This window comes from Nocardia nova (assembly GCF_002933465.1).
Taxonomy (GTDB): Bacteria; Actinomycetota; Actinomycetes; order Mycobacteriales; family Mycobacteriaceae; genus Nocardia; species Nocardia nova_B.
Genome location: NZ_PSZE01000004.1, coordinates 123,993 through 140,895, shown reverse-complemented (window position 1 = coordinate 140,895; position 16,903 = coordinate 123,993). Strand labels below are relative to the sequence as shown.

At 68.6% G+C, this 16,903-nt stretch carries 14 protein-coding genes and 1 pseudogene; 10 read left to right on the top strand and 5 right to left on the bottom strand.

The features are described from left to right. Positions 1–233 precede the first annotated feature (233 nt). Both C5E41_RS34825 and C5E41_RS34820 read left to right on the top strand, forming a co-directional pair. Positions 234–1,640: pseudogene (locus tag C5E41_RS34825) on the top strand (MFS transporter); the annotation flags it as partial. Between the two features lie 18 nt (positions 1,641–1,658). Next, positions 1,659–2,585, top strand: a complete 927-nt coding sequence (locus tag C5E41_RS34820; RefSeq protein WP_308706092.1) for an MSCRAMM family protein — start codon at positions 1,659–1,661, stop codon at positions 2,583–2,585. A 58-nt stretch (positions 2,586–2,643) separates the two neighbouring features. On the opposite strand, the gene C5E41_RS06745 is transcribed toward C5E41_RS34820, so the two are convergent. Beyond that, entirely contained in the window at positions 2,644–3,867 is a 1,224-nt protein-coding gene (locus tag C5E41_RS06745) for a helix-turn-helix domain-containing protein (RefSeq protein ID WP_104374967.1), read from the bottom strand. Positions 3,868–4,026: 159 nt separating this feature from the next. On the opposite strand from C5E41_RS06745, the gene acs reads away from it, so the two are divergent. Further along, positions 4,027–5,958 (top strand): acetate--CoA ligase, encoded by a 1,932-nt coding sequence (gene acs, locus C5E41_RS06740; RefSeq protein WP_104374966.1) that lies wholly within the window; start codon positions 4,027–4,029, stop codon positions 5,956–5,958. A gap of 158 nt (positions 5,959–6,116) precedes the next feature. Here the strand turns inward: acs and C5E41_RS06735 are convergent, their stop codons facing one another. After that, positions 6,117–7,943 carry a flavin-containing monooxygenase gene (locus C5E41_RS06735; RefSeq protein ID WP_104374965.1) on the bottom strand — a complete coding sequence of 609 codons (1,827 nt, stop codon included), beginning with the start codon at positions 7,941–7,943 and terminating at the stop codon, positions 6,117–6,119. 97 nt (positions 7,944–8,040) lie between these two features. Here C5E41_RS06735 and C5E41_RS06730 point away from each other — a divergent pair, with 97 nt between their 5' ends. From C5E41_RS06730 to C5E41_RS06705, 6 genes are all read left to right on the top strand, one after another. Continuing rightward, on the top strand, positions 8,041–9,318 hold the full coding sequence (locus tag C5E41_RS06730) for a GAF domain-containing protein (RefSeq protein ID WP_104375146.1): 1,278 nt from the start codon (positions 8,041–8,043) through the stop codon (positions 9,316–9,318). Positions 9,319–9,429: 111 nt separating this feature from the next. Next, positions 9,430–10,209, top strand: coding sequence for an ATP-binding protein (locus tag C5E41_RS06725; RefSeq protein ID WP_104374964.1), 780 nt, complete (start codon positions 9,430–9,432; stop codon positions 10,207–10,209). Positions 10,210–10,282: 73 nt separating this feature from the next. Next, positions 10,283–10,696 (top strand): hypothetical protein, encoded by a 414-nt coding sequence (locus C5E41_RS06720; RefSeq protein ID WP_258080796.1) that lies wholly within the window; start codon positions 10,283–10,285, stop codon positions 10,694–10,696. A gap of 123 nt (positions 10,697–10,819) precedes the next feature. Further along, entirely contained in the window at positions 10,820–11,332 is a 513-nt protein-coding gene (locus C5E41_RS06715; RefSeq protein ID WP_104374963.1) for a hypothetical protein, read from the top strand. 35 nt (positions 11,333–11,367) lie between these two features. Continuing rightward, positions 11,368–12,105 (top strand): hypothetical protein, encoded by a 738-nt coding sequence (locus C5E41_RS06710; protein ID WP_104374962.1) that lies wholly within the window; start codon positions 11,368–11,370, stop codon positions 12,103–12,105. 149 nt (positions 12,106–12,254) lie between these two features. Continuing rightward, the gene (locus C5E41_RS06705) at positions 12,255–13,403 is read left to right on the top strand and encodes a cation:proton antiporter (RefSeq protein WP_104374961.1); all 1,149 of its coding nucleotides are present in this window, start codon (positions 12,255–12,257) and stop codon (positions 13,401–13,403) included. A gap of 7 nt (positions 13,404–13,410) precedes the next feature. Here the strand turns inward: C5E41_RS06705 and C5E41_RS06700 are convergent, their stop codons facing one another. Both C5E41_RS06700 and C5E41_RS06695 read right to left on the bottom strand, forming a co-directional pair. After that, on the bottom strand, positions 13,411–14,217 hold the full coding sequence (locus C5E41_RS06700; protein WP_146097476.1) for a methyltransferase domain-containing protein: 807 nt from the start codon (positions 14,215–14,217) through the stop codon (positions 13,411–13,413). 19 nt (positions 14,218–14,236) lie between these two features. Continuing rightward, positions 14,237–14,785, bottom strand: coding sequence for a TetR/AcrR family transcriptional regulator (locus tag C5E41_RS06695; protein WP_104374960.1), 549 nt, complete (start codon positions 14,783–14,785; stop codon positions 14,237–14,239). 109 nt (positions 14,786–14,894) lie between these two features. Here C5E41_RS06695 and C5E41_RS06690 point away from each other — a divergent pair, with 109 nt between their 5' ends. Then, positions 14,895–15,383 (top strand): hypothetical protein, encoded by a 489-nt coding sequence (locus tag C5E41_RS06690; RefSeq protein ID WP_104374959.1) that lies wholly within the window; start codon positions 14,895–14,897, stop codon positions 15,381–15,383. 9 nt (positions 15,384–15,392) lie between these two features. Here the strand turns inward: C5E41_RS06690 and C5E41_RS06685 are convergent, their stop codons facing one another. After that, positions 15,393–16,820: a glutamine synthetase family protein gene (locus C5E41_RS06685; protein ID WP_258080795.1), complete on the bottom strand. Its 1,428-nt coding sequence runs from the start codon at positions 16,818–16,820 to the stop codon at positions 15,393–15,395. Between the last annotated feature and the right edge of the window lie 83 nt (positions 16,821–16,903).

Genomic DNA, 16,903 nt, shown 5'->3' with positions numbered 1-16,903 from the left:
TCAGTGTGCCCCTTTGTGAATGAATGTCTCGATGCAGGCACACCATACGGCCGGCGGGTACTGCGGCGAGCCGCTCGCGCCACGGTCGCTCAGAACTCACGAAACGGGACCGCTGATGTCGGTGCCCAGCACAACGAGCCGCTGGGTGAAACGGGCGCCTTTCTCTTAGATATGCATCATGCACCCGATATGTATGATGCAACCTTCGGTTCGCGATTTCCGAGGAGTAGGACGTGGAGAAAGCACAAACCGCCGGGCGTTCCGGCGCGATACTGGCGGTGCTGGCATTCGCCGGCATCGCCGTCTCGCTGACGCAGACGGTTGTCGTGCCGTTACTCGGCCAGCTACCGGAACTACTGCACACCAGCCCGGCCAATGCCACCTGGGCGGTCACGGTGAGCCTGCTGGCCTCCGCGGTCACCACACCGGTATCGGGACGGCTCGGCGATCTCTACGGCAAACGCCTGGTGCTGCTCGGTTTGACCGTGCCACTGCTGGCCGGATCGGCGATCTGCGCGGTCTCCTCGTCGCTGTGGCCGATGATCGTCGGCCGCGGCCTGCAGGGTGTGAGCGCCGGCATCGTGCCCGTCGGTATCGCCGCATTGCGCGATCTGCTTCCGCGGGAGCGCCTCGGCTCGGGTATCGCGCTGATCAGCTCCTCACTCGGTATCGGTGGCGCGCTGGGCCTGCCGATGGCGGCCGCGGTCATCCAATACTCCAACTGGCGGGTGCTGTTCTGGACGATGGCCGCCCTTGCCGCGGTGATCGGCCTCCTGATCTTCACCGTGATCCCCGCCACCCCGCCGAGTGCCACCGGCCACGGACGGTTCGATGTGCTCGGCGCGCTCGGCCTCGGTGTGGGTCTGGTGTGTTTACTGCTCGCGGTGTCCAAGGGTTCCAGCTGGGGGTGGGGCAGCGGCCTGACCATCGGACTGTTCATCGCCGCCGCCGTCGTACTGCTGCTGTGGGGCTGGTGGGAACTGGCCGCCCGCAACCCGCTCGTCGATCTCCGCGTCACCGCGCGACCGCAGGTGTTGCTGACCAACGTCTCCTCGATGGTCGTCGGCATGGCGATGTACGCCCAGACGCTGGTCGTGCCGCAGTTGTTGCAGCTCCCGAAGGCCACCGGTTACGGCCTCGGGCAATCGATGATGGCCATGGGCCTGTGGATGGCACCGGCCGGACTCATGATGATGCTGATCTCCCCCATCGGCGCCAAACTCTCCGCCCGCAGCGGGCCCAAGATCACCCTGATCGTCGGCTGCGTCATCATCGCCGCCGGATACGGATCCTCGATGGCCTTGATGGGCAGCACCTGGGGGCTGCTGATCGTGACGATGATCTGCAACACCGGTGTGGGATTCGCCTACGGCGCCATGCCGGCCCTGGTGATGGGGGCGGTGCCGCAGTCGGAGACGGCCGCCGCCAACAGCTTCAACACGCTGGTGCGCTCGATCGGCACCTCGGTCGCGGCCGCCGTGGTCGGCGCGGTCCTGGCGCAGATGACGATCTCGCTCGGCGGACATGCCGTGGCCAGCGAGAACGGATTCCGGGTCACGCTGCTGATCGGATGCGGTGCGGCCATAGCCGGCGCACTGGTGGCGACGTTCATTCCGGGGCACCGGTCGCCCGCCATCGCCGCCACCGCCGCGGTGGACATGGATGCCGAGCACAGCTCACATTCGGCCCCGCATGCCACCGAACCTGTGATGGCGTCCGACGCGAATACTCAGCACCACAACGGCATTGCGCGGACTCCGCGGCACCCCGCCGTCTCCGGACCGGTCGCCTTCGGCCGCGTCCACGACTCCCGCGGCGCCGCGCTGCCGAATGCCGTGCTGACCCTGATCTCGATGTCCGGCCGCCAGATCGGCCGGTCGCTGACGGACGCCGAGGGCTATTTCGAACTCACCGCCCCCGAACCCGGCTCGTACGTACTGATCGCCTCGATCGACGGCCGACGCCCGGACGCCTCCACGGTGCAGCTCGCGCACCATCCGGTGCCCTGCGATGTGGTGCTCACCGCCATGGCCGGACTGACCGGCACCGTCGCGCGCGGTGACGACGGCACCGCCATTTCAGGCGCCCGGGTGTCGGCCCTCGACGCTCGCGGTGAGGTGCTCGCCTCCGCGGCCACCGCCGATGACGGCGCCTTCGGCCTCGCGGAACTGCCCGAAGGCGATGTCACGATCGCGGTGAGCGCCAACGGCTTCCACCCGGCCGCTCTCCCGGTGCGAGCCGGCGGCAGCGAGACGCCGCGCCTCGACGTGACGCTGCGCCCCTGCGCCCGCCTGCACGGCGTGGTGCGCGGACGCGACGGCCGACCCCTGCCCGACGCCCTGGTGACCCTCACCGACTGGGACGGCAACGTGGTCGACACCATGGTCACCGGCCCCGACGGCGCCTACACCTTCGCCGACCTGCACGACGGCACCTACACCGTGGTGGCGAGCGGTTACGCACCGGTGCACACCCCGGTGGTGGTCGGTGCCGAGTCCGAAGAACTGAATGTTCAACTGGGGCACAGCAATTCGAGCGGATCCGACTCCGTCGAGCAGCTCACGGCGCGGTTTTCGGCGGGCTAGTCATGGTCTCGCGCACTGCCCGGTGCTGGTGTCGCGAAAGTGCCTATCGGCGCAACATCTAGCTCCGCAGCGCGGTGTGCAGTCGTGCTGCGGCTACGGCCCGGCGACCGTCGCCGGTAGGTAGCAATTCCAGTGCGCGCTCGTGGATTTCGATATCGGCCGGCATGCGTTCGCCCAGGGCGAGGACATGGCCGGCATCGCCACCTGCCAGGACCGCCGTGCGGACCGCGACGTCGAGATGCTCCCGCCATTCCACGATGCCGGGCGTTTCCGAATCCGGTAGCAGTGGGCCGCGATACAGCCGCAGCGCCGCATCGGTATCTCCCGCATCCAGGGCGGTGAGCAGATCCGCCGCGTCACAACGGATCGGCGTGGTCAACCGGTAGACGCGGTTGGCGATGGCCGCGTCGGTGGCGCGGCGCAGATGCGAGACATCGGCCTTGAGGGTGCTGGAGACGACCGGGCGGTCGCCGTAGATTGCGTAGTGCAGGCGATCGGGGGTGAAGCCGCCGGGTTCGAGGGCGAGCAGGGTGAGTATCTCGATCTGCCTGGGGCGCAGCCGAATCGGATGGCCGTCCCGAGTGGCGTGCCCCGCGCCGAGACAGGTCAGCCGGAGGCCGGCGGCGGGCGGGTCGAGGGTGCGCAGACGATTCTCGATCGCGGTCACCAGCGACTGCACGGTCGCCATCGCGAGCGGATGGGTGCGATCCCAGGTGGAGGACAGGTCCAATGAACCGAGGCGGCGACCGTCGGCGCCGTGGATGGGCGCGCAGTAGCAGACCCAGCCGTGTAGTGCCGCCACCAGATGCTCGGCCGAGAACACGCGGTTCGGCCTCCCGGTGCGCAGGGCCAGCGACAGCGCGTTGGTGCCCATATCCGGCTCGTCCCAGCGACCACCGGGCGCGAAGTTCACTCGCTCGGCGCGACGACGCATCACCGGTCCGCCACCCGACCACAAAATCGTTCCGGTGTCGTCGGTGACCGCGGCGACGAAGCCCGCATCCTCGGCGATGCCGCGCAGTTGCTCGGACAACTCGATCACCGGCCGGTACAGCGGCGACTCGAGCCAGCGCGCACCGATATCGGTGTCGCTGCCGGGTGCGCTGTCGCGAGCCGGATCGACCGATCCCAGCGACCGCCGCCACGATCGACTCACCTCGGCCCGTAACGGGCCGTCACACACCGCCCTCGATGCCGAATCCGCTCCGCCGCCGCGGACCCATCGGGCCCACTCGGATTCGAGTGCTGCTCGCCGCCGAACCAGGGTGCTGCTGTCGTTCATCGTCCTCTACTCCGCCTTTCCGGCACCGACTGCTGTTCTCCGTCCCTCCGGAGTCGTCTCTCGTCTCCCGACGCCGAAGCCCGCTCCAGCTGTGGCAACTCGTCGCGTCCCTGCCGGCGCGTCAACCAGTTGCCAACCCGGGCGCACCACACTGCCGCCATGGACGACTTGATCACCGGGAATCCGGATCTCTCGACGCACCGGAGCGAGTATTCCGACGCGGAACTGTACGGACTGGAAGTCGCCGATCAGGACGGTTTCTGGGCACGACAGGCCAAGCGCCTGCACTGGGACACGCACTGGCACACCGTGCTGGAACGTCCCGCACCCCATCTCGCCCGCTGGTTCACCGGCGGGCGCCTCAATGTCGCCCACAACTGCGTGGACCGCCACGTCGATGCCGGTTACGGCGATCAGGTCGCCATCCATTGGGTCGGCGAGCCCGGCGACACCCGTGACCTCACCTACGCCGACCTGCAACGCGCGGTCCATCGCGCGGCGAATGCGTTGGCGCGCCTGGGTTTGCGGGCCGGTGACCGCGTCGCGATCCAGCTGCCGATGATTCCGGAGGCCATCGTGACGATGCTGGCCTGCGCCCGGCTTGGCCTGGTCCACAGCGTCGTCTTCGCCGGATTCTCCCCCGCCGCCCTGCGCGCCCGGGTCGACGACGCCGGGGCGCGCGTGGTCGTCACCGCCGACGGCCAGTACCGGCGCGGCGCGGCGGTGCCGATGAAGGAACGGGTCGACGAGGCATTGGCCGGCGCCGCCACGGTGGAGAAGGTGGTCGTGATCCGCCGCGTCGGCGACGACCTCGCCGGTGAGCTGCCCTGGACCGAGGGCCGCGACATCTGGTGGGACGATCTGCTGGCCGGCGTCCCGGATCGACACGAGTACACGGCCTTCGATGCCGAACATCCGCTGTTCATCCTCTACACCTCGGGCACCACCGGAAGGCCGAAGGGCATCCTGCACACCACCGGCGGCTACCTGACCCAGGCCGCCTACACCCATCGCCTGGTGTTCGACCACGACCCGGGACGTGACGTGTACTGGTGCACCGCCGATATCGGCTGGATTACCGGGCACACCTATCTGGTGTACGGGCCGCTGGCCAACCGCGCGACCCAGGTAGTCTACGAGGGCACGCCGAACACCCCGCACGAGGGCCGGCACTGGGAGATCGTGCAGCGCTACCGCGTCACCATCTACTACACCGCGCCGACACTGATCCGCACATTCATGAAGTGGGGCAACGACACTCCGGCCCGCTACGACCTGTCGAGCCTGCGGGTGCTGGGCAGCGTGGGTGAGCCGATCAATCCCGAGGCGTGGGCCTGGTATCGCGAGCACATCGGTGCGGGGCGGACGCCGATCGTCGACACCTGGTGGCAGACCGAGACCGGCGCGGCGATGATCGCGCCGCTGCCGGGCACACGCCGGCCCAAACCGGGTGCGGCACAACAACCATTGCCCGGCATCTCGGCGATGGTGGTCGACGACGCGGGAGACGAAGTGGCGCCGGGTGAATCGGGGCACCTGGTACTCGATCAGCCGTGGCCGGGCATGGTCCGCGGGGTGTGGGGCGACGCCGAACGCTTCCGCAGCACCTATTGGGAACGCTTCGCCGACCGCGGGTACTACTTCGCCGGGGACGGCGCCCGCTACGACGCCGACGGCGACATCTGGATTCTCGGCCGCACCGACGACGTCATGAACGTCTCCGGCCATCGGCTCTCGACCGCCGAAATCGAATCGGCACTGGTCTCGCATCCCGCGGTGGCCGAGGCGGCCGTCGTCGGGGCCGCCGACGCGGTGACCGGACAGCGCATCGTCGCCTTCGTCGTCACCCGTGACGGCAGCGGCGACACCGCCACCGACCAGCTGCGCACCCACGTCTCCACCGAGATCGGCCCGATCGCCGCACCCCGGCACATTCTGCTCGTGCCCGAACTGCCGAAGACCCGCTCCGGCAAGATCATGCGCCGCATCCTGCGCGACATCGCCGACGGACGCGAGATCGGCGAAACCACCACACTGGCCGATCCCACTGTGGTGGAGCAGATTTCGCGGCAGTTCCGCCCGGCGGACTGAGACACCCATCGACCGGACCCCGCCGCACATGTGATGTGCGGCGGGGTCGCTCGTCGCGGGGATATCGGACATCATCTGCCGTCACCTCACGAAAAATCTGTACTTCATCCGACTCCGGGGCCGGGTCGCTCATGTCGAACGCCCCGGCCCGCACCCGTTCAGCTCAGGTGGTGTACTTCCTGCAACCCGTAGACGGGTGTGGGGATGTGCTCGTACCGCGCCTTCAACTGCAGCGCGAGATACAGCGAATAGTGGCGCGACTGATGCAGATTGCCGCCGTGGAACCACAGTCCCTCCTGCCGGGTGGGCTTCCACATATTGCGCAGTTCCCCCTCGAACGGCCCCGGATCCTTGGTGGTGCCCGACCCGTAACCCCAGCATTTGCCGACCTTGTCGGCCACCTCCTGGCCGATCAGATCCGCCGCCCAGCCGTTCATCGAGCCGTACCCGGTGGCGTAGACCACCAGATCCGCCGGCAGTTCGGTACCGTCGTCGAGCACCACCGCATCCTCGGTCAGCTCGCGAATCTGCCCGTGCGCCAACGCGACATCGCCGTTCGCGATCAGCTCACTCGCGCCGACGTCGATGTAGTAGCCGGAGCCGCGGCGCAGATATTTCAGGAACAGTCCAGAACCGTCGTCCCCCCAGTCGAGTTCGAATCCGGCCGCGGCCAACCGATCGTAGAACTCGGCGTCGCGTTCGCGGATGGCGTCATAGATGGGAATCTGGAACTGGTGCATGATCCGGTACGGCAGCGAGGCGAAGATCAGATCGGCCTTGTCGGTGGTGATGCCGTTCGCCAGCGCCCGCTCCGAATACAGATCGCCGAGTCCGAGTTCCATCAGCGAATCCGAGCGCACGATATGGGTCGAGGAGCGCTGCACCATCGTCACCTGCGCACCGACCTCCCACAGCGCCGCGCAGATATCGTGCGCGGAATTGTTGGAGCCGATCACCACGACCCGCTTGCCCGCGTAGGCGTCCGGCCCCGGGTGCTGGCTCGAATGCTGCTGCTCGCCCCGGAACCGCTGCATACCGGGAAAATCCGGGATGTTCGGCTTACCCGACATCCCGGTGGCGAGGACCAGATGCCGCGGGCGCAGCACAACCTGCTCACCGTCGCGTTCGACTCGAACCGTCCATTCGCCGGTGGTTTCGTCGTAGGCGGCCGAGGTGCAGGTGGTCTTCGACCAGTACGGCACCTCCATCACCCGCGTGTACATCTCCAGCCAGTCGCCGATCTTGTCCTTCGGCGTGAACACCGGCCAGTTGTCCGGGAACGGCAGATACGGCAGGTGGTCGTACCAGACCGGGTCGTGCAGGCACAGCGACTTGTAGCGTTTGCGCCACTGATCGCCGGGCCGATCGTGCTTGTCGACCACCAGCGCCGGAACTCCCAGCTGCCGCAACCGGGCGCCGAGAGCGATACCGCCCTGTCCGCCGCCGATCACCAGCACGTAGGGCTGGGTGGTGTAGCCGAGTTCGCGTTCCTGCCGCTCCCGCGCCTCGGACCAGGTGACCCGCTCGCGGTTGGCTCCGTGCTCGGCCCCCTTGAGCCGGCGCGTGCCCTTGTTCTCCTCCAGCCCCTTCAGTTCGCGCAGGCTGGTGAGCAGCGTCCACGCGCCCTCGTCGGTGAGGCGCACATGGCCGACCGCACGTCCCACCGCGGTCTCGAATCCGATCCAGGCGGTGATCACGCCGCCGTCCTCGGTCGCCGGTTCGGTGATGTGGAACCCTCGCGGATCGGTGTCGCCGAGCCGGGCGCGCAACATGTCGGCGACCCCGTCGCGCCCCTCGACGGTCTTGATATTCCAGGTGAACGCGACCAGGTCCCGCCAGAAGCTGTCGACTGCGAACATGCCGGCCGCCGCCGCGATGTCGCGCGCTGCCAGCGCGGATTCGAAGTCGCGCAGCCAGGTCTCGACCCGCTGCTGCGTGCCCGCACCGTCGGAACGCTCCGCCACCGGTTCCAATGTCGAGGTCATCGGATACTCCTTCCCAAGATCTGTGACCTACAGCACACGCGAGTCGAACCGGTGTCACAATCGTTGCAAGGCGTTGCACTCTTCAGGAATGGACCACGTGGGCAGCTTCGAGGCGATCACCCCCGGAACGGATCTGCCGCGCTACGCCCGCGACCTCGTGCGCATGCACGACGCGGTCATCGGCGGCGGACGACCGCCGCTGCGCCCGCGCACGGTGGTCGCGCGGTCCTGGTCGCGTGTGCTCGCGGCCGGGTTGGCGCCCGATCGGACCAATACCCGCGCGATCCTGCCGCTGGACGAGATCGAACAGCGCCGCCGCGCCTCACCGCTGCAGGAGGTGATCGGCGATCTGTCGCGCATCCTCACCGGCGTCGCCGACTCCTCGCAGATGATGATGGTCGTCGCCGACGCCGACGGCATCGTACTGTGGCGCTCGGGCGCCGCGCGGGTACGCGGTCGCGCCGACGAACTCGGCTTCCGCGAAGGAGCCACCTGGACCGAAACCACGGTCGGCACCAACGCCATCGGCACGGCGCTCGCCGAAGCCGTTCCGGTGCAACTGTTCTCGGGGGAGCACTTCGAACAGTCGCAGCATCCGTGGTACTGCACCGCGGCGCCGCTGCACGATCCGCGTACCGGCGATCTGCTCGGTGTCGTCGATGTGAGCGGCCCGGCGCTGACCCTGCACCCCACCGTGACCGCCCTGGTCAGCGCCGCGGTGGAGATCGCGCAGGGGCAACTGCTGCACCGCCAGCACGAACGGTTGCAGCGGCTGCGTGATAGCGCCATGCCCACCCTCGCCGCACTGAGGGGTCCAGCGCTGATCATCGACCGGCACGGCTGGGTCGCCCACGCCACCGGTGTGGCACCCACGCGGCGCATCGCGATACCGAATGCCCAACGCGCCGTGCAGGTTCCGGGCCTCGGCCTGTGCAGCGCCGAGCCCCTCGCCGAGGGCTGGCTACTGCGCCCCGCCGCCACCGACACCCGGATCCGCATGATCCTCGACCTTTCCGGTGCACCGCTGGTCCGCAGCATCGGCGGCGAAACCGATTGGCACACCCCACTTTCGCGACGGCACGCCGAGATCCTGCTGCTCCTGCACCGGCGCGGCCGCCGCGGCATGTCGGTCACCGAACTCAGCACGGCGATACACGGGGATCCCGACCACGCGGTGGCGATCCGCGCGGAGCTCTCCCGGCTGCGCCGCATCCTCGGTTCGGTGATCGAAAGCCGGCCCTACCGCATCTCGGCGGCGGTGGAGTTCCGCCTCGAACTCGGTGAGTGCGCGACGCTCGCCGACTGCGCATTCCTCCGCGGGGCTGCGCCGACTCTCCTGCGCGCGCTCACCGGCGACGGGCCCCCGGTCCGCTGAGACCGATCGCCGACGGCCTCGACAGGCGTAGGGTCGGGTCATGTGCATCACGCACTCATCCACGAGTGCCGGTCACCGGGCGGGCTCAGATGTCGAGGTGTCGGCACGCGGATGCGACTGGCCGTGAATTCCGTTCCGCCCATTTGCTGGCAGCCGACCGACATCGATCGCTGTGTGGTGCTCGAACCCGATATCACCCTCGATGCGGCGACCTATCGCCAATTCAGCGATGACCTGGTCAAATTCGCGGTTGGCCAGCCTCGGGCCGTCATCGTGCGCGTCGACCGCATGACCATCGCGTCCGAGCCCGTACTCACCGCCTTCACCACTGCCTGGCTGCGCACGCTGAACTGGCCGTGCGTGCCGTTCCTGTTGGTCACCGAGGACGCGGAGCTCCAACGCCGGCTGGGGCGCAGCGCCGTCCACCGGTTTCTGTCGGTGCAACCGACTGTCGCCGCCGCTGTCGCCGCGGCGGCCGAGCCGCCGTCCCGGCGGCGGACCGACTTGACTGTGGCGCTCTCACCGGTCACCGGGCACCGAGTGCGCCGATTGATCGACGACACGTGTGCCGATTGGGGCATAGCTGACATCAGCGAGGTATCCCAGATCATCGCCACCGAATTCATCGACAACGCCGACCTGCACGGCCTGTTCACCGGGGTTCCCGATATCGATGTACGACTGGAATTTCGCGACGACCTGCTCACCATCGCGATCGCGGATCCGGACCCGCACGAGGCCGTCCTGATGGAATCGGTGCCCGGCGCCGACGGGCACCGGATGCACGGCCTGCACATCGTGGCCGCATTGGCCTCGGCCTGGGGGTGCGTCCTGCGATGGCCGACCGGCAAGGTCGTGTGGGCGACGCTGGCGACCGCCCGCGTCGATTAGTTCAGCCGACAGCGCAGACATATCTCGAGCCGAGTACGCACGCATCCCGTATGCGAACAACACGCTGGTCAAGGTGCCCGAGGGCGTATCCGACGACCAGGCGATCATGGTCTCCGACGTCCTGCCGACCGGTTGGTTCGGCGTCCGGCTCGCACAGGTCAGCGAGGGCGACACCGTTCTGGTCCTCGGCGCGGGCGTCGTCGGGCAGTGCGTGATCGCGTCGGCGTTTCGCCAGGGCGCCGGCCGGGTGCTCGTCGTCGACGGCATCGCCGACCGGCTCGAGACCGCGCGCGCCCAGAACGCCGGACCGATCGACTTCCATCGGGAGGATCCGGTGACGGTGACCCGCGAGCTGACCTGCGGGATCGGCGCGGTTCATCACCCAGCACGCGGAACCGCAGTCGATGATCGATGCCTACAAGGCCTTCGATCTCCGCCGTGCCGCCCGGCTGAAAACCGTGGTGCCGATGTCGGTCTGCCGTTCTGATTATCTCCGGCCGTTCCCGTCCCGGCGCGAAGCGCGAGTGGCTAATGTACGAACAGCTCGTGAGAATCTCGATTCACCAATCGAGAGGGCACGGGCGATATCAGGCATCGAGAAAGAAGAATCATGCGTCACGTCATTCGCGCAGCCGCGATCGCGGTTCTCGCCACATCCGCCGCGGTCGGCATCGCCGCTCCCGCCTTCGCCGAGTCTGGGTCGCCCGCGCCCGCCATAGTCGCGGGCGACCAGGGCACACCGGCCGATCCCGCCACTCCCGCCGGTACACCGGTCGATCCGACCACGGAGTATCTGAACGCCTTCGACACCATCGCCGGTGCGTGGGCCAACGACTCCATGGTCGGTCAAGTCGTGGGCACGGCGGCGGGCCTGGCGGTCGGCTGCCCGCTCGGCGCGATCACCGGCGGCACACTGACCATTCCGGTGCCGGTGCTGACTCCGATCGGCATCGTGGGCGGATGCATTGTCGGCGCGGGCACGCTCGGATTCCTCGGTGGCATGGCCGGCGGTATCGCCACCGGTGGACCGGGCTTGGCGAACGCGGTGGGTGGCCAGTACAACTCACTACATTCCAAAGGCCTGATCGCACAGTCGATGCCGGCCGAGAGCAACGCGCGGTAATCGACACTCACCCACCGATCAGAGCGGAAGAATTCATGAAGACCACCACCCGGACCATCGCCGTGTCCACCTTGCTCGCCACCGCCGTCGTCGCGGCGGCCGGAACCGCCCAGGCCGATGCCTTCGCCGCGGCACCCACCGCCCCGGCACCTGTTGCCCCCGCACCCGCTGCCCCGCAATCGGAGTGGACCAGCACCGACCTGGGGCCCGGCATCCGCTACCAGGACGACACGACCACCGCAACCGCGGCCCTGCAGACTCCGCTCGGCGCGGTGGCGGTGCGCCCCGGACAGTTCGACATTCGCGACAGTACGGGCAGGACATTGCTCGGAACTCCGATCGATGTTCCCGCGGCCGCCGATCCCGCCCACCCGGCGGCGCCGCCACAGGCCGTCGCCGGCACCGCGGAATCGGCTGCGGCACAGCCCAGCTCCGTCGCCGACACGCAAATGTCGGATCTCAACCAGGCTGTCGCGGCGGCCGCACCGCACATGGGTCTGGCAATGGCGGTCGGCGCTATGGCCGGTTCGGTGATCGGCGCGGCCGTCGGCTGCCCACTGGGTATCGCCACCGGCGGCACCCTCATGTCCCTCGCCACCGCCGGCACCATGACCGTGCCCGCGGTGGCCGCGGCCTGCCTGGTCGGCTTGGTCGCGGTCGGTGGCGTCGGCGCGAGCCTCGGCGGGGTCGCGGTCGCCATTCCGGTCGGAATCGCCGCGGGCACACAGAAGTACAACCAGCTTCAGGCCGAGCACGCGCAGGGCGCGCACTGAGTCATCGCCGTGCCCGGCCCTCCGCGCAAGCGGCCGGGCACGGCGACGGACGGCAGGCTACGGCGTGTCGGCGTGACCGGGAGTGGTGTGCGGCCGACAGTATGCACGACGTCGAGCGGCGCAAGGTCGAGCGGAAGAAGTAGGCACCGATGAGTTTGTCCACCCTGGCCCTGGTGCTGGCGCTCGGGCTGGCGGGACCGCTGCTGGCGTGGCGCGAAGCCTGGCACATCCCGGTGATCGTTGGCGAACTGCTGGCCGGAATCGTTTGCGGCGTCACCGGATTCGGGCTGCTCGAGGCCTCGGATCCGGTGTTCGCCTTCCTGGCCGACATGGGTTTCGCGCTGGTGATGTTCGTCGCCGGCACCCATGTGCCGATTCGCGATCCGCGGATCCGCTCGGCGCTGGGGATCGGTGCCGTCCGAGCCGTACTGGTCGGGTCGGCCGCGGCCGTCATCGGCTATCTGCTCGCCGCTTTCTTCGACACCGGGCACGGCGCGATCTATGCGGTGCTGCTCGCCTCCTCCTCCGCCGCGCTGGTACTGCCGATCATCGATTCCCAAGGGCTGCAGGGCAGATCGGTGCTGGAACTCACGGCGCAGGTGGCCATCGCCGACACCGCGTCGATCGTCGCGCTACCGCTGGTGATCGACGCGGGCAACGCCGGACACGCCGCGCTGGGTACGCTGGCGGTGATCGGCACCGCGGTGCTGCTGTTCGTGCTGCTGCGGTGGCTGGAACGCTCCGGGCTGCGCCGACGTGCGCACCGAGTCTCCGAACGCCGAAAATTCGCTCTCGAACTGCGGGTCAGTTTGGCTCTCGTATTCGGGATGGCCGCCATCGCCACCCGCACGCAGGTGTCGATCATGTTGGCCGGGTTCGCGGCCGGACTGGCCGTAGCGGCAGTCGGCGAACCGCGCCGGGTGGCGCGGCAATTGTTCGCCGCGACCGACGGATTCCTCGCTCCCCTGTTCTTCGTCTGGCTGGGCGCTCGGTTGAATCTGCGGGAATTCGCCGATCGACCGCGGTTGATCCTGCTCGGACTCGCGCTGGGAGCCGGCGCGCTGCTGGTGCATCTGCTCATGCGTCTGCTGGGGCAGCCGGTCACATTCGGCGCGCTGGCCGCCGCCCAGATCGGTGTGCCGGTGGCGGCCGTCACCGTCGGCACCCAACTGCATGTGCTGGTTCCGGCCGAGGCGGCGGCGATGATGCTGGGCGCGCTGGTGACGATCGTCGCGGCGGCGGTGGCTGCCGCGCTCGCGGCGCGACGGCCGCCGGTGGCGGATCCCGTCGCGCCGTGAGCGAGGGTCAGGGTTTGCGCGCTACCACCGCGAACATGGTCACCGAGAAGTGATAGTCGCCGGTCTCGGCACCGCGCCGGATTTCGGCGAGAACGTAGTCGCGCTGGGCAGCGGTGATCACCCCGTCGGCCACACCCCGATCGGTGACCGCCGTGAACATCGGGAGGATCGACTCGGGTTCCCAGATCACGGCCTCGGAACCGATATCGTCGATCAATAGGCCGGCTTCGACGAGCCGGCCCCGTAAATGCCTGCCGGAGTTGCGATTCGGACTGTTGGTTTCCATCCGCTGCTGTAGTGCCGCGACGACCTCCGGATCGCCGGGATGAAAGATTGCTGTCGACCAGTCGCTGTCGATCAGCACCACCCGTCCGCCCGGCCGCAGCACCCGCGCGATCTCGGCGGTGGCCTTCGCCGGATCGTCGAGGTGCTGATAGACCCGCTCACAGCGAACCGCGTCGACGGATGCGTCCGGCAGCGGCAGATCGTAGGCCGAGCCCTCGATGAATTCGGCCCGCACGTCCGCGGCGCGCTCGCGCGCCACCGCGAGCATCGACGGATTCGGATCGATACCGATGGCCCGCCCGGCCGCACCGACCAGAGCGGCCAGCTCCACCACCTCGGTACCGGTGCCAGAGCCCACATCGAGGACGGTTTCGCCGGGTCGCAGCGCCAGCGCGGCGCGCGCCCACTCGCGCATCCGTACCACGCCGGGTAGGGCGGCCTGATTGTCGAGTATCCGGACGATCAGCTCCTGCTCCGGGTGGTCGACCTGGTCGATATGGAAGGAAGGAACGCCTCGTTGATCGCTCACCCCGCCAGTATGCGCGCGGTCAGTCGAACAGCAGGTGCGCGGCGTGGGCGAGCACCTGCGATCTGCTCGTGCCGGGATGCTCGGCCTTGATCAATCGATTGGCGATGACCATCGAAAAAGACAGCAGCGCAACGGCTTCCACGTTCTCGGGTGCGACGCCGGAGTTCCGCAACAGCGTGCGCAGGTAGCCCATTCTGGCGTTGTCCACTTTCCGCAGCCGCGCCTCCACCGCCGGATCGCGCCGGGCCCAGGCCCGGATGGTGAGATCCAGCGGCGTCAGATCCTCGGCGAAGGTCAGTGTGCCCGCCCGCCGGATCTTGCTCTTCGGATCGCCGCCCTCGCGTTCGACCTGTTCGCGCACATCGTCGACGGCTCGCCGCTCCCAGTCGTCGAGCATCGCCTCGAGCAGTTCGTCGCGGGAGCGGAATTGCCGGTAGAAACCGCCGCGGGTCACGCCGAGTTGGGCCGCCAGCGCCTCCACCCGGACCGCGTCGGGACCGTGATGCTCCAGCACGGAGAGCCCGGCATCGATCCACGCCTGTCGCGGGGTTCGCACCGGTGGCGCCATCACGTCCTCCTTCCCGACCGGCTCGATATGCCCTTGATTAGATCACCCCTCGATAGATACAGTACTGTTCTGTATCTATTGTGCAGTATCGAACCAGAAGGTTCTCGTCATGTCCGTGCACACCTCCCCCACCGTCCGCCAATGCGGAATCACCGCCGACCTGCTCGCCCTCACCACCCTGGACGACGTCGTCTACATCGACAGCCACATGCTGGAAACCCCCGCCGCCACCGCCCAGACCGCCGAGCAGTGGGCCCGCGCGATCATGGAGGACGTTCCCGAGGATGTTCGTACGCGATTGCGGGCGGCGTGGGCCGGTATCGAACTTGGTCTCACCCCCGGCGCGCCGGACACCGTCGCCGGCTGGCGCATCACCTTCTCCGCACCGGAATGCCTTCTGCTGCGGGCCGATTCGGGCCTCGGATTCCACGGCGAACTGGCGCTGGAGATCCATGACGGCGTCGTCGCACTGGCCACCTTCGTGGCCATGGGCGGGACATATGCGCCGGATGTGTGGTTCGCCGTGGTACCCAGCCATCTGGCGTTCGTGCGCTCACTCCTCGAACGAGCTGTCGGTGCTGAGCCGGCGGCGAGGTGACCGAGCGGGTCAGTACCTCCACCTGCAGGCGTCGGTGATCTGCTCGGGCGTGGCATCGGCGAACAGCGCGATCTCACCGCGCCGCACACTGGCGATGGTGTCGGCGAGGTCGTCGCCGAATGCCGCGCACAACACCTCGTCGGCATCGAAAGCCGCCACCGCGTCCGCGAGCGTGGTCGGCAACGGGGTGATCCCGCGCGCGGACCGGGTGGCGGAGTCGAGTCGAGCCGGGTCGCCGGCGACCGGCTCGGGCAGGGTCGCGCCCGCCCGCACACCCGCCCGGCCCGCCGCCAGCAGGCCCGCCAAGGCCAGGTACGGGTTGGCGGCGGCGTCGAAGGTCTTGATCTCGATATTGGCCGCACGGTCGCGCTCCCCCTCGCTTCCGGTGATGTAGCGCAGGGCGGCCTCCCGATTCTCCAACCCCCAGCATCGGAAGACACCCGCCCAGTGACGGGGCTGCAAGCGCAGATAGCTTGCCACTGCCGGGCAGCCGAGAGCCAGCAGCGCGGGCAGACGGTCCAGGATCCCGGCGGCGAAGTGCTCCCCCTCCGCGCCGAGTCCGAAAGGACCGGGACCTCCACCCATCCGGTTCACCCCATCTCGCCACAGGCTCAGATGGACGTGGCCGCCGTTACCGACGACACCGGGCACGACCATCGGGCTGAACGTCGCTCGCAAACCGTGAGCACCGCTGACGGCACGGACTATTTCGCGCACCAGGACCGCGTTGTCGGCGGTACGGACGGGATCGCCGGAGGCGATGGAGAGTTCGAACTGACCCACCTCGTATTCGGGATGAATCTGCTCGACACCGACACCGCTGTCGCGCACCTTCGACACCACGTCACGCAGATACGGGGCCAGTTCGCTCAGCCTGGCCATGCCGTAGGCCGGCGCCGAGGTGGCCGGGCTGAACGTGTCCGGGTCGGCCGGGTCGGGGCGCGACAACGTCCATTCCAGTTCGATCGCGGTGCGCAACTCGTAGCCGTCGTCGGCCAGCTCGGAGACGAGTCGGCGCAGCAGCAACCGGCAATCGCGCGGATGCGGCGTACCGCTCTGCGTATATCGATCCGCGGGCGCCCATGCCCATCCCGGAAGCGCGGCCACGGCGGTGAGCCGATCGAGGTCCGGGTACAGCCGTAGGTCACCGGTCGGGCCACCGGCGACGTGCTCGGTCAGGATGGAGTCGTCGACCAAGAAGGCGTCGAAGACCGGCGAGGCGCCGATTCCCCAGGCCGCGGCATGGGAAAACCGTTCCACCGGAACGGCTTTCATCCGGACGATGCCGCTGGTATCAACCCAGGTGACCGCCACGGCGTCGATATCGTGGGCGCTCAGCGTGGCGGCGACGGCGCTCGCCCGATCCGCGCGGTCGCGGCGCAGTTGCTCGGTCAGTGGTTCCACGTCGACTCCCGGGAGTTCGTTGGAAGCCGGCACAACCAGACACATTCGCCGGCGGGTTGCCGCGTTCGAGACTACGCGCCGATGTCTCGATCGCCCGCACGTGCGCCGCTACCACG